The organism is Mesorhizobium quangtriensis, assembly GCF_040081925.1.
GTDB lineage: Bacteria > Pseudomonadota > Alphaproteobacteria > Rhizobiales > Rhizobiaceae > Mesorhizobium_K > Mesorhizobium_K quangtriensis.
Genome location: NZ_JBEBMF010000001.1, coordinates 202,604 through 215,467, shown reverse-complemented (window position 1 = coordinate 215,467; position 12,864 = coordinate 202,604). Strand labels below are relative to the sequence as shown.

Genomic DNA, 12,864 nt, shown 5'->3' with positions numbered 1-12,864 from the left:
GGCAGGCATGGCGGATTTCTCGCTTTCCGACTTGGAAAAGATCATCGCCGAGCGCGGCCGTTCGGGCGACGCGAATTCGTGGACCGCAAAGCTCTTTGCCGGTGGGCCTGAGAAGGCAGCCAAGAAGCTCGGCGAGGAAGCCGTCGAGACGATCATCGCGGCGGTGGCGCGGGACCGAAAGGCGCTCGTTTCCGAAAGCGCGGACCTTCTTTATCATTGGCTGGTGGTGCTGGCGCTGGCCGACGTGCCGGCTTCGGAGGTGCTGGCCGAGCTGCAGCGGCGTACCGCGCAGTCCGGCATCGCCGAGAAAGCGTCACGACCAGGGGAGGACGCGGCTGGCTGAAGCCGGCGGCGGGGAGCAGTCGATGGATACGCCTGTTGCGAGCGGCAAATATTCGCCCTACCGCTTCTACCCGGCGGAGCGCTGGGCCGAATTCGCCGAGGGCGCTGCGCTCGACCTTACACACGACGACGTTCGCCGGCTTTCATCGCTCAACGATCCGATCGACCTCGACGAAGTCCGGCGCATCTATCTCTCGATCTCGCGACTGCTGTCGGCGCATGTGGAATCGAGCCAGTTGTTGTTCAAGCAGCGGCGCGAATTCTTCAACCGCCCTCATGCGGTGAAAACGCCGTTCATCATCGGCATCGCCGGCTCGGTCGCCGTCGGCAAGTCCACCACCGCGCGCCTGTTGAAGGAGCTTCTCGCCCGCTGGCCCTCCAGCCCGCAGGTCGACCTGGTGACGACCGACGGTTTTCTCTTCCCGAATGAAGTGCTGCGGCGCAAGGGGCTGATGGAGCGCAAGGGTTTTCCCGACAGCTACGACGTCGGGGCGCTGCTGCGGTTCCTCTCCGCGATCAAGTCCGGGCAGGCCGACGTGCGCGCGCCTGTCTATTCGCACCTGACATACGATGTGTTGCCGGGTGAGCATGTCGTGATCGACCGGCCGGACATCCTGATCTTCGAGGGGCTGAACGTGCTGCAGACGCGCGACCTGCCCAAGGACGGCCGGTTCGTGCCCTTCCTGTCCGACTTCTTCGACTTCGCGGTCTATATCGACGCCGAGGAGGAGCTCATCCACGGCTGGTATGTCCAACGCTTCATGCGGCTGAGGGAAACCGCTTTCCGCGACCCGAAATCCTTCTTCCACCGCTATTCCGAACTGTCCGAGGCGGCGGCTATGGCGATCGCCGAAGGGCTGTGGAGCAACATCAACCTGAAAAACCTGCGCGAGAACATCCGCCCCACCCGCCCCCGCGCTGACCTTATTCTCAAGAAGGGCGCGGATCACAGGGTGGAACAGGTGGCGCTCCGGAAGCTGTGAAGGGCGCGGGAAGCGGCGACCTCTCTCTCTTGTGAACGCAATTGTGATTTCGCGCCGCAGCGCGCCGGGCGTAGCTTTCCCTTGGGCGAACAAAAGACAGAAGGGAACACGATGAAGACGATCCTCGCAGTGACCGCGATCCTGGGCTTTTCGGTTTCGTTGGCGGCGGCCGAGTGCGCCGGGCATGCCAAGGTGAACGCCTCGGTCGATACGGAGACCACCGTGGCGAGCGTGGCCCAGCCGGCTGCACCAGTGCCGGCACCGGAAGAAAGCAAGACCGAGGAAACCAAGCAGCAATAAGAGTTTCCGCAAAGACCTCCAGAATGCCTGAAAGCCGCACCGGCCGGTGTGGCTTTCTTTTTTTGGGAACCGCGCTGCAGTCTGAGGTGGAAGCTACCGCACATGTTGGCGCGCTTCGGGATACCGACCGTCACATCCAGACGCGCGACACTACTTGGTCAGCCTTGAGTTCAGACCCGAAAGCGTCGCTCTGCGATGGCCAGCCGCCCAAAACCTGGCTTCATCGCCGCATAGATCGCGATCGTGACCATGATCGCCACATAACCGTCGATGGCGTAGTGCCAGGCGAGATAGACCGAGCTGACGAGCACCAACACCGCATACGCGAAGGCCGGCAAACGCCACTTGGGAAAAATCTCGGCAATAAACAGGGCATTCAGGGTTGCCAGTGCCACGTGCATACTTGGGAAGGCCGAGATTCCTGACCCGAATCCGGCGTTGCCGGTTTTGTAAAGCTGCCAAAGGTACGACTGCAGAAAGGCCACTGAATGCGGCCCGTCGCCGTGGGACGACAGGAAAGCAATCTGCTCGCCGAAAGGTTGGGAATCTCCCGTCACGGCTTCGTAGAACACTGGCCCTGCCGAAAGAAAGAGGCCCGCGAGCACATTGCCGACTACGATCCATGTCAGCATGTAGGTGAACAAGTAGCGGGTTCGAACGGCTGTCGTGCGCGCCGATATGGCGACGAAGAACAGCGTCGCGTAGCAGAATATGAACCATCCCTGATTGTAGTTCCATTCTATCGCGGCATGCACCCAGCGGTTGCTTCCAAGCGGCGTCAGGTAGCGCCAGGGATCGACGCCGAAATGCAATGCGCGATCGATCTCGGCTTGCGCGACGTCGTGCGGAAAGCCACCGCACCAGAGCGGCAGGGCCGTTTTCAAGGACGTAAAGGCTCCCTGAAAAACCATCAGGCAGCAAAGCAGAAGTAGACCGGTCGCGAAGGGTTGCATGTGATGGTGACGGACAGCTCGCCTTAACGCCATTATTCTGCCTCGGCGGTCCGGAATGCGATGCACGATCTTCAGCAGGACGAGCAATCCGTAGATGAAGGGGAAAAGCATCAGGAAGACGAATGGCCAGACCACGAGATAGTGGCGAAAGGCAAATGCCTGCCGGGCATCGGTGGCCAGAAGCAGGGCGATTGCGACAACTGCATAGCCCGCCGCGAAGCACATCACGGCGATGTCGCCATGGGTGAGCGGCAATTTCAGTCGGCGGACGTCTTGGCCTGCGGGGATATCGAGGCTGGCCATCAGGCTGCCACGGGCCGGTTACGCGACAGACGGCCAGCACACCACCAGATCAACGCTGCCCCTGCCATCCCTATGATGCCGTCGACGGCGTAGTGCCACGCAAGCATGATGGAGGCGATGAAGATCAACACCGCATAAGCGACCATAAGGTGGCCGAGACGCCGGCTGACGCTATAGCCGGCCAGGACAAAGAGCATGGTCTGTGCATTGTGCATGCTGGGCATGGCGGAGATTCCGCCCGGCTCCGTCGTGAGGCCCCGGTAAACCTCAAGGAGATGCTCCTTTGTCAGGCTCGATGCCAGACCGAAACGCTCATGAAGATCCGCCAGATTCGCATTGAGGGCTGCATACTCTGCGGCCTGCTCAGGGAAGAACAGCGGCAGGAAGCAGGGACCGACCGACGACAGGACGGTCGCCATCACGATACCCAGCAGGACCCAGCTGAGGACTGTAGCTGTCCAGTATTGCCGGCGAAGCGGTTCGGGAACAGTCCGACTGGCAAACATCCAGCTCCAGAAAAGAAACACGCCGGGCACCCAGCCAACATACGCATAGTCCAGCACGAGAATGGCCCAGGGATGCCCAAAAAGCGGCTGCAGCAATTCCCATGCCTGATATCCGCCGAACAGCACCTGATCCCAGTTTGCAAAGGTCTCGTCCCATGCGAACGGCATGATTTCGGGGATTCGCATCTTGTGGTGCAGGAAAGACGCCATGAAGATCGCGAAGACAAAGAAGCCGTAGGCGTAACGGAGCAGGACGCGACCGGGCATGAATGCCGCAAGTGCCGTGCCAAGTGCCATGAGCGGCCGCTCGGGCCGGCTGACCATGACCCTGATGCCGGTTACGGCGACCGCGACGCAGCAAAGAATGAAGGCCGATCGCGTCGCACGGCCGAGATACTCTGCCAGTTCGGCCATGAAACCGTCCTGGCGCAACGCGGATCCGATGACCGTATAGCTGAGCCAGCTGAACAGGATGACATAGAAGATCCGGTTATTCCGGATTTCCCGCCGCAACGCGTTCGCAAGATCGCGTACCGGAGACGAGCACCGAGTGCTTTCCGTCAGTGTCGTATCGGCCATATGTCGTCCCACCCCGCCCGAGGTTTGCCACCTCTGGTAGCAGAGTGTCTTTAAGGAACCGTTTCGGGCGACGTGACAATCAAACCGAAATCGTCACCCTTCTCAGCGTCAGGTTGATGCGGCCGCCGTTTTTCAGGAGCGTCGAGGTTTCCGGATAGATGCGGTCGACGCCGTGGAAGGCGAGACGTCCCTCGCCGCCGAGAATGACGACATCGCCGGAGCGCAGGCGGAAGGACTGCGTCGGATCGTTGCGGTTGACGCCGCCGACGCGGAAGAGGCAATCGTCGCCGAGCGAGACCGAAACGACCGGCGCTGAGAAATCGCTTTCGTCGCGGTCCTGGTGCAGGCCCATCTTGGCAGAGTCGGAATAGAAGTTCACGAGGCAGGCCTGCGGCGGGTCGGGATGGTCTGCGACCGCGCGCCAGAGATCGAGCAGGGTGTCCGGGATCGGCGGCCACGGCTCAGCCGTGACGGGATGCGTCGGCTGGTAGCGGTAGCCGCGCTCCTTGTCGGTGACCCAGCCGAGTTCGCCGCAATTGGTCATGCGCACGCTCATCTCCTTGCCGGTGCGCGGCATGGCGGGCGTGAACAGCGGCGCGGCCTCGACGACGCGGCGGATGTCGTCAACCAGCGCCTGCTGGGCCGGGCGATCGAAATGGTCGGGCAGGTGGCGGATGCCCGGTGGCAGCGCCTTCTTTGCGGTCGGCATCAGTCGTTGTCCACGCGGCCGCGCATCTTCTTGACGGTGGAGCGGCCGGCCTTCTGCTTCAGCCGCCGCTCGACGGAACCCTTGGTCGGCTTCGTCTTCCGGCGCGGCTTCGGCGGCGGCTCCGCGGCTTTCGCGACGAGTTCGGTGAGTCGGGCGCGGGCGTCGGCGCGGTTCTGCTCCTGCGTACGGAAGCGACCCGCCTCAATGACGATGACCCCGTCCTTGGTGGCGCGCTGGCCGGCGAATTTCAGCACCCTCTCGCGCACGCGTTCGGACAGGCCCTCGGCACCTGCCGTGTTGAAGCGGAGCTGGACGGCGGTCGCCACCTTGTTGACGTTCTGCCCGCCCGGCCCCGACGAGCGGATGAACGCCTCCTCGAGGTCGTCAGGATGGATGACGGCCTCGCCGGAGATGATGATTTTGTCGTCAGCAGCCATGGCACAAGACATGGCGCGGATATCGGAAAAAGAAAAGGCCCGGACGAGCCGGGCCAGTTCCGTGCTGCAAGCGGCGAAGGAGTTCTATTCCGCCGCCTCCAGTACGCGCGGCGCTGCACCCAGCACCGCGTGGTCGACATGGTCTTCGAAGCTGGCGAAGTTATCGATGAACATGCCGACGAGCTTCTTGGCCTGCCGGTCGTAAGCGGCTTTGTCCGCCCAGGTGGAACGTGGATCGAGGATCGAGGTATCGACGCCCGGCACGGCAACCGGAACGGCGAAGCCGAAGGAAGGGTCGGTGCGGAACTCGGCCTCGTTCAGCGATCCGTCGAGAGCCGCCGACAGCAAGGCGCGCGTCGCCTTGATCGGCATGCGCCTGCCGACGCCATAGGGGCCGCCGGTCCAGCCTGTGTTGACCAGCCAGCAGGAGACGCCGTGCTCGGCGATGAGCCGCTTCAGGAGCGCACCGTATTCTGACGGGTGGCGCGGCAGGAAGGGCGAGCCGAAGCAGGCCGAGAATTCCGGCGTCGGTTCGGTGACGCCGCGCTCGGTGCCTGCGACCTTGGCGGTGTAGCCCGACAGGAAGTGGTACATGGCCTGCGCCGGCGTCAGCTTCGCGATAGGCGGCATCACGCCGAAGGCATCGGCTGCGAGCATCACCACGTTCTTCGGCTGGCCCGCGCGGCCGCTCGCCGATGCGTTCGGGATGAACGGCAGGGGATAGGCCGAGCGCGTGTTTTCGGTCTTCGATTCGTCGTCGAAATCCGGCGTGCGCGTCACCGGCTCGAGGACGACGTTTTCGAGTACGGCGCCGAAACGCGTGCTGGCCGCGAAGATTTCCGGCTCGGCCTCCGGCGAAAGCCGGATGCACTTGGCATAGCAGCCGCCTTCGAAATTGAAGATGCCGTCCGGCCCCCAGCCATGCTCGTCGTCGCCGATCAGCGTGCGCGCCGGGTCGGCCGACAGCGTCGTCTTGCCGGTCCCGGACAGGCCGAAGAAGATGGCGGAATCGCCCGATGGCCCGACATTGGCCGAGCAGTGCATCGGCATCACGCCCTGCTCCGGCAGGAGGTGGTTGAGCGCCGTGAACACCGCCTTCTTCATCTCGCCGGCATAGGCCGTGCCGCCGATCAGCACGATCAGCCGGGTGAGGTCGATGGCGATGACGGTTTCCGAGCGCGTGCCGTGGCGCTCCGGGTCGGCGCGGAAGGACGGCAGGTCGATGATCGTCATCCTCGGCAGGAACTCTTCCAATTCCGCCAGTTCCGGCCGGATCAGCAGATTGCGGATGAACAGCGAATGCCACGCCATTTCGGTGACGACGCGCACCGGGAGGTTGCGCGCGGGGTCTGCGCCGCCGACCAGATCCTGGACGAACAGGTCGCGGCCAACAGCGTGTGCGATGAAGTCCGCGCGCAGCCGCTCGAATGCGTCCAGTTCCATCGGCTGGTTGGCGTTCCACCACACGACATCGGCCGTGTTGCGGTCGCGCACGATGAACTTGTCCTTCGGCGAGCGGCCTGTGTGCTGGCCGGTATGGGCGACGAGGGCGCCATCGCCGCTGAGTTCGGCTTCGCCGCGCAGGAGGGATTCGCGATAGAGGTCGGGCGCCTGGAGATTATAGTAGACCGAACCCTCGGTCGTCAGGCCCGAAAGGCCGATGCCGCAGGCACGATTCCACTGTCCGATCTCATTCATCGGAGGCTCCCTCAACGTCTTCGATGGCTGTTGTTCCGCTCATGCCGAGCGGAAAGACCTCGAAGAGGTCCGAATCCTCGAAAACAGAAAAGCCCAACGATATCAAATCATTAATCGATTTAAAGATTTTGAAAAAGTATTAAATCGTTTAGATAGGCAAAAAAATCAAACCCGCGCCCAAAGATTTGGCAGGAGCCTGTCGTCATAGGCGTAACGAATGGCCGCATCTCGACCGGGGAGGCTTCCTGTGACATGACCGTAAATCTGTGCCACAATTTGTACCTAATTTGTCCCGCAAGTGCCGCGAACCTGCAGCAGGAAGGGACACCCGCTCATGAGGGAGCCGCTTGATATGGCAACGATCGCGCTCGTCGATGACGACCGGAACATTCTGACTTCGGTCTCGATCGCGCTGGAAACCGAAGGCTATCGTGTAGAGACCTACACTGATGGCGCTTCCGCGCTGGAGGGCCTTTCCGCCCGTCCGCCGAACCTCGCCATACTGGACATCAAGATGCCGCGCATGGACGGCATGGAACTGCTGCGCCGCATGCGGCAGAAGACGGACCTGCCGGTCATCTTCCTGACCTCGAAGGACGACGAGATCGACGAACTGTTCGGCCTGAAGATGGGCGCCGACGACTTCATCAAGAAGCCGTTCTCGCAGCGCCTGCTGGTCGAGCGCGTCAAGGCGGTGCTGAGGCGCGCCGCGGCCCGCGAGGCCGGCGTCAAGGCTCCCGCCCAGCAGTCTAAATCGCTGGAACGCGGCTCGCTGATCATGGACCAGGAACGCCACACCTGCACCTGGAAGGGCGAGCCGGTGACGCTCACCGTCACCGAGTTCCTGATCCTGCATTCGCTGGCCCAGCGACCCGGCGTGGTAAAAAGCCGTGATGCGCTGATGGATTCGGCCTATGATGAGCAGGTCTATGTCGACGACCGGACCATCGACAGCCACATCAAGCGCCTGCGCAAAAAGTTCAAGCAGGTGGACGATGACTTCGAGATGATCGAGACGCTCTACGGCGTCGGCTATCGTTTCCGCGAGGCATGAGAGCCTGAACGACTGAAGCGCTGGGCCGGGAATGCCCGCGTAGCTGGGCCGGAGACCATCTGTTTTGGTCATGGAAGTGGCAGAGATAAAGAGAGCACCGGCTGCCGCGCGGCGGCCGGCGAAGCCTCTGCCGTCTTCGCTGGCGCGGATGCGGATCAAGGCGCAGCGCTTCCTCGGCCACTATATCTTCTCCAGCCTGACGCGGCGCATCCTCTTCCTCAACCTCGCCGCGCTTTGCGTGCTGGTCGTCGGCATCCTCTATCTCAACCAGTTCCGCGACGGGCTGATCGAGGCGCGCGTGGAAAGCCTGAGGACGCAGGGCGAGATCATCGCCGGCGCGATCGCGGCCTCGGCCACAGTCGAGACGGACTCCATCTCGATCGATCCGGAAAAGCTGCTGGAACTGCAGGCCGGCGAAAGCCTGGGGCCCGGGTCCGACCAGCTCGACAGCCTCGACTTTCCGATCAATCCCGAGCGCGTCGCGCCCGTGCTGCGGCGGCTGATCTCGCCGACGCGCATCCGCGCCCGCATCTACGACCGCGACGCCAACCTGCTGCTCGATTCGCGCCACCTCTATTCGCGCGGCCAGATCCTTCGCTATGACCTGCCGCCGGTCGACGAGGAGGAACCGGACTTTCTGGAACGAGTGCAGAAATTCGTCTCGGATTTCTTCCGACGCACCGACCTGCCTATCTACAAGGAACAGCCGGGCGGCAACGGCTCGGCGTTTCCCGAAGTCGTCAATGCGCTGACCGGGATGCCGTCGACGGTGGTCCGCATGTCCGAGCAGGGCGAGCAGATCGTTTCGGTTGCCGTGCCCGTGCAGCGCTTCCGCGCCGTGCTCGGCGTGCTGATGCTGTCGACGCAGGGTGGCGACATCGACAAGATCGTGCAGGCCGAGCGCAATTCGATCCTGCGCGTCTTCGGAGTCGCTGCGCTGGTCAACGTGCTGCTCTCGATAATGCTGGCCTCGACCATCGCCAATCCGTTGCGCAGGCTGGCGGCCGCGGCTAACCGGGTGCGGCGCGGCGTGAAGAGCCGCGAGGAGATTCCCGACTTCTCGGACCGCCAGGACGAGATCGGCAACCTGTCGATAGCCGTGCGCGACATGACCAACGCGCTCTATGCGCGCATCGAGGCGATCGAAAGCTTCGCCGCGGACGTGAGCCACGAACTGAAGAACCCGCTAACCTCGCTGCGCAGCGCCGTCGAGACGCTGCCGATCGCCAAGACGGAAGCATCCCGCGCTCGCCTGATGGAAATCATCCAGCACGACGTGAAGCGGCTCGACCGGCTGATCACCGACATCTCGGACGCCTCGCGGCTCGACGCCGAACTCGCGCGCGAGGATGCGAAGAAGGTCGACCTCAAGAAATTCGTGGGCGACCTTGTGGCGGTGATCCGTGATTCCGGCGCCACCCGCAAGCAGGTCGAGATCGCCTTCGAGGTCGGCAAGCTGCCGCAGGGCGCGAAGGGCTTCTTCGTCATCGGCCACGATCTGAGGCTCGGACAGGTCATAACCAACCTGATCGAGAATGCGCGCTCCTTCGTGCCGGAAGGCTCGGGCCGCATTGCCGTTTCGCTGTCGCGCACCGGCAAGACGATCATCCTGACCGTCGATGACAACGGACCCGGCATCCGCGCCGACAACATCGATCGTATCTTCGAGCGGTTCTACACCGACCGGCCTTCGGGCGAGGCCTTCGGCCAGAATTCGGGACTCGGCCTGTCCATCTCCAGGCAGATTGTCGAGGCGCATGGCGGTACGCTGACGGCCGAAAACATTACCGGCGGCAAGCCCGGCGAGATCAGGGGCGCGCGTTTCACCGTGACGCTGCCCGCCGAAAACTGAGCCTGCGAGATTATGCCCGGGGCAGCGGCGCTGACCAACATCCATGCGAGCGCCGTGGTGCTCGGTGATCGCGGCATTGTGATCACCGGAGCCGCCGGCGCGGGGAAGACGCAACTGGCGCTCGCCCTTATATGCTACGCCGAGGCTGCCGGATCGTTCGGGCGGCTGGTCGCGGATGACCAGCTTTTCCTGAGCGAGCATGGCGGACGCCTCGTGGCGCATGCTCCCGATACCATCGCCGGCCTTGTCGAGGCGCGGGGCATCGGCCCGGTTCGCATCGCCTTCGAGCGGAAAGCGCCGGTGGACTTGGTCGTGAGGCTGGTCGGGCGCGATGCGGCCGAGCGGCTTCCGCAGCCGAAGACGGAGACGCTGCTCGGTTGTGAGCTTCCGCTGCTGGAACTTGGCCTGGTAGACAGGCAGGCGGCGGTGAATGCGATAGCGGCGCGCCTCGCCGTCGCACCGTTCGGCTGAGCCGAACCGGGGTATCGGATATTGCGGTGCGGCAAAATCGCCGGGCCGAATGCCGAATTGGGCTTGTCAACGCGCCGGGCGTGGACAAGATTGCGGCCCCGCCAACCGGTTGGTCCTAGAGGTTGGTCCGGAGGATCGAGCCTTGAGGCTCATTTGGAATGCCATTGAACGGATGATGACGAAAGCACGACGAGCATGATCGGCCTGGTCCTTGTGACGCATGGCCGGCTGGCCGAGGAATTCCGCAACGCCGTGGAACACGTGGTCGGCCCGCAGGAGCGCTTCGAGACGATCTCGATCGGGCCTGAGGACGACATGGAGAAGCGGCGCGCCGACATCGTCGAGGCTGTCGCGCGCGTCGAGAACGGTTCAGGCGTCGTGGTGTTGACCGACATGTTCGGCGGCACGCCCTCCAACCTCGCCATCTCGGTGATGGAGGCCGGCCGCATCGAGGTCATTGCCGGCATGAACCTGCCGATGTTGATAAAGCTTTCCAGCGTGCGCAAGAGTGATAATCTCTCCGTCGCGGTGGAGGAGGCGCAGGTTGCCGGCCGCAAATATATCAACGTCGCCAGCCAGCTGCTCGCGACTAAGTGAGCGGGGGGCGATGAGTCCAGGGGCGGGTACCGACGTCGACGGCGCGATCGCGCGCGATTTCCTCATCATCAACCAGCGTGGGCTACATGCTCGTGCGTCCGCCAAGTTTGTCCAGCTTGCGGATTCCTTCCAGGCCTCCATCAGCGTCGAGAAGGACGGCATCAAGGTCGGCGGCACGTCGATCATGGGACTGATGATGCTGGCCGCCAGCCCCGGCTGCTCCATCCGCGTGACGGCCAACGGGCCGGAGGCCGAGGCCGCGATCACCGCGATCGAGCAGCTGATCGCCGCGCGTTTCGGCGAGGAAGCCTGAGCGTCCTGCCGCAACGCGACATGCACGAATAAAGATTTCTTTATATCCCGTTGCCGATTTCCGGCCGATCTGCTAGTCACGCGGACACTTTCGCGCGGGGGACATCCCGCGCTTTTCCACGCCGGAGCGCCGCGCGCCCGGCCACCACAGAAGAATGTCGGAGCAGAGAATGTCCACGGATTACAAGGTAGCCGACCTGAAGCTGGCCGACTGGGGCCGCAAGGAAATCGAGATCGCCGAAACGGAAATGCCGGGCCTGATGGCCTGCCGCGAGGAATTTGGCGACAAGCAGCCGCTGAAGGGCGCGCGCATCTCCGGCTCGCTCCACATGACCATCCAGACGGCGGTGCTGATCGAGACGCTGAAGGCGCTCGGCGCGGATATCCGCTGGGCCTCGTGCAACATCTTCTCGACGCAGGACCATGCGGCGGCGGCCATCGCCGATGCCGGCATCCCGGTCTTCGCGGTGAAGGGCGAGACGCTGGAGGAATACTGGGATTACACCGACAAGATCTTCCAGTGGACCGATGGCGGCCAGTCCAACATGATCCTGGACGATGGCGGCGACGCGACCATGTACATCCTGATCGGCGCTCGCGCCGAGGCCGGCGAGGACGTGCTGTCGAAGCCGGGCAGCGAGGAAGAGGAAATCCTCTTTGCACAGATCAGGAAGCGGCTGGCGGCGACGCCGGGCTTCTTCACCAAACAGCGTGAGGCGATCCGCGGCGTAACGGAAGAGACCACCACCGGCGTCAACCGGCTCTACCAGCTGCAGAAGAACGGCTTGTTGCCCTTCCCCGCGATCAACGTCAACGACAGCGTGACCAAGTCGAAGTTCGACAACAAGTACGGCTGCAAGGAATCGCTGGTCGACGGTATCCGGCGGGGCACCGACGTGATGATGGCCGGCAAGGTTGCGGTTGTCTGCGGCTATGGCGACGTCGGCAAAGGCTCGGCCGCCTCGCTGAGCGGCGCCGGCGCGCGCGTCAAGGTGACCGAGGTCGACCCGATCTGCGCGTTGCAGGCCGCCATGGACGGCTTCGAGGTTGTGACGCTGGAGGATGCCGCGCCGACCGCCGACATCGTCATCACGACGACCGGCAACAAGGACGTCATCACGCTCGACCATATGCGACAGATGAAGGACATGGTGATCGTCGGCAATATCGGCCACTTCGACAACGAGATTCAGGTCGCGGCGCTTCGTAACCTGAAATGGACCAATGTGAAGCCGCAGGTCGACATGATCTCCTTCCCGAACGGCAAGCGGCTGATCCTGCTGTCGGAGGGCCGCCTGCTCAATCTCGGCAACGCGACCGGCCATCCGAGCTTCGTGATGTCGGCCTCATTCACCAACCAGGTGCTGGCGCAGATCGAGCTTTTCTCGAAGGCCGGCCAGTACGAAAACCAGGTCTACGTGCTGCCCAAGCACCTCGACGAAAAGGTCGCGCGTCTGCATCTCGACAAGCTCGGCGCAAAGCTCACCGAACTGTCGAGCGAGCAGGCCGCCTATATCGGCGTCGGCCAGCAGGGTCCGTTCAAGGCTGAACACTACCGCTATTAAATCCAGCGACACCCCCTACAATATATTGAGGCCGGGCGATTGACTTTTCGTCAGGCCTCTTTTTTTGGCGCGGACGCTCCTTCACGCCGATTCGCGCAGGCGTTATGGTTGGTGATTCGCGACGCCACCGCTTGAAGTTTTCGGTTTTGGGGAACGGTGGTCATGCCCTTTCGGGGCGGTCTTGCATTTCGGGCGGCGGAGAG

14 protein-coding genes are annotated in these 12,864 nt (G+C 63.2%); 9 read left to right on the top strand and 5 right to left on the bottom strand.

Going from position 1 to position 12,864, the window contains the following annotated elements:
• The first annotated feature begins 7 nt into the window (after positions 1 to 7).
• From ABMA32_RS01070 to ABMA32_RS01060, 3 genes are all read left to right on the top strand, one after another.
• Positions 8 to 343, top strand: coding sequence for a phosphoribosyl-ATP diphosphatase (locus ABMA32_RS01070; protein ID WP_349011882.1), 336 nt, complete (start codon positions 8 to 10; stop codon positions 341 to 343).
• Between the two features lie 22 nt (positions 344 to 365).
• Positions 366 to 1,325, top strand: coding sequence for a type I pantothenate kinase (gene coaA / locus ABMA32_RS01065; protein ID WP_349011881.1), 960 nt, complete (start codon positions 366 to 368; stop codon positions 1,323 to 1,325).
• Positions 1,326 to 1,436: 111 nt separating this feature from the next.
• A complete protein-coding gene (locus tag ABMA32_RS01060) occupies positions 1,437 to 1,625 on the top strand; it encodes a hypothetical protein (protein ID WP_349011880.1) in 189 nt (62 codons plus the stop codon).
• 170 nt (positions 1,626 to 1,795) lie between these two features.
• Here the strand turns inward: ABMA32_RS01060 and ABMA32_RS01055 are convergent, their stop codons facing one another.
• The 5 genes from ABMA32_RS01055 to ABMA32_RS01035 form a co-directional block, all read right to left on the bottom strand.
• Entirely contained in the window at positions 1,796 to 2,881 is a 1,086-nt protein-coding gene (locus tag ABMA32_RS01055) for a phosphatase PAP2 family protein (protein WP_349011879.1), read from the bottom strand.
• A complete protein-coding gene (locus ABMA32_RS01050; protein WP_349011878.1) occupies positions 2,881 to 3,966 on the bottom strand; it encodes a phosphatase PAP2 family protein in 1,086 nt (361 codons plus the stop codon). Before ABMA32_RS01050 ends, ABMA32_RS01055 begins: the two co-directional genes overlap by 1 nt.
• 79 nt (positions 3,967 to 4,045) lie before the next feature.
• Positions 4,046 to 4,675: an alpha-ketoglutarate-dependent dioxygenase AlkB family protein gene (locus ABMA32_RS01045; RefSeq protein WP_349011877.1), complete on the bottom strand. Its 630-nt coding sequence runs from the start codon at positions 4,673 to 4,675 to the stop codon at positions 4,046 to 4,048.
• Positions 4,675 to 5,112, bottom strand: a complete 438-nt coding sequence (gene arfB / locus ABMA32_RS01040) for an alternative ribosome rescue aminoacyl-tRNA hydrolase ArfB (RefSeq protein ID WP_349011876.1) — start codon at positions 5,110 to 5,112, stop codon at positions 4,675 to 4,677. Before arfB ends, ABMA32_RS01045 begins: the two co-directional genes overlap by 1 nt.
• An 84-nt stretch (positions 5,113 to 5,196) precedes the next feature.
• Positions 5,197 to 6,810, bottom strand: a complete 1,614-nt coding sequence (locus ABMA32_RS01035; protein ID WP_349011875.1) for a phosphoenolpyruvate carboxykinase — start codon at positions 6,808 to 6,810, stop codon at positions 5,197 to 5,199.
• A gap of 352 nt (positions 6,811 to 7,162) precedes the next feature.
• On the opposite strand from ABMA32_RS01035, the gene ABMA32_RS01030 reads away from it, so the two are divergent.
• The 6 genes from ABMA32_RS01030 to ahcY all read left to right on the top strand — a co-directional run bounded on the left by ABMA32_RS01030 (position 7,163) and on the right by ahcY (position 12,661).
• Positions 7,163 to 7,864, top strand: coding sequence for a response regulator transcription factor (locus ABMA32_RS01030; protein WP_349011874.1), 702 nt, complete (start codon positions 7,163 to 7,165; stop codon positions 7,862 to 7,864).
• A gap of 64 nt (positions 7,865 to 7,928) precedes the next feature.
• Positions 7,929 to 9,716 (top strand): stimulus-sensing domain-containing protein, encoded by a 1,788-nt coding sequence (locus ABMA32_RS01025; protein ID WP_425475456.1) that lies wholly within the window; start codon positions 7,929 to 7,931, stop codon positions 9,714 to 9,716.
• A 12-nt stretch (positions 9,717 to 9,728) separates the two neighbouring features.
• Positions 9,729 to 10,187, top strand: a complete 459-nt coding sequence (locus ABMA32_RS01020; protein ID WP_349011873.1) for an HPr kinase/phosphorylase — start codon at positions 9,729 to 9,731, stop codon at positions 10,185 to 10,187.
• A 195-nt stretch (positions 10,188 to 10,382) separates the two neighbouring features.
• Positions 10,383 to 10,784: a PTS sugar transporter subunit IIA gene (locus tag ABMA32_RS01015; protein WP_349011872.1), complete on the top strand. Its 402-nt coding sequence runs from the start codon at positions 10,383 to 10,385 to the stop codon at positions 10,782 to 10,784.
• 10 nt (positions 10,785 to 10,794) lie between these two features.
• Positions 10,795 to 11,097 carry an HPr family phosphocarrier protein gene (locus tag ABMA32_RS01010; protein ID WP_349011871.1) on the top strand — a complete coding sequence of 101 codons (303 nt, stop codon included), beginning with the start codon at positions 10,795 to 10,797 and terminating at the stop codon, positions 11,095 to 11,097.
• A gap of 169 nt (positions 11,098 to 11,266) precedes the next feature.
• Complete coding sequence (gene ahcY / locus ABMA32_RS01005; RefSeq protein ID WP_349011870.1) at positions 11,267 to 12,661, top strand: adenosylhomocysteinase; 1,395 nt, start codon at positions 11,267 to 11,269, stop codon at positions 12,659 to 12,661.
• The last annotated feature ends 203 nt before the right edge of the window (positions 12,662 to 12,864 follow it).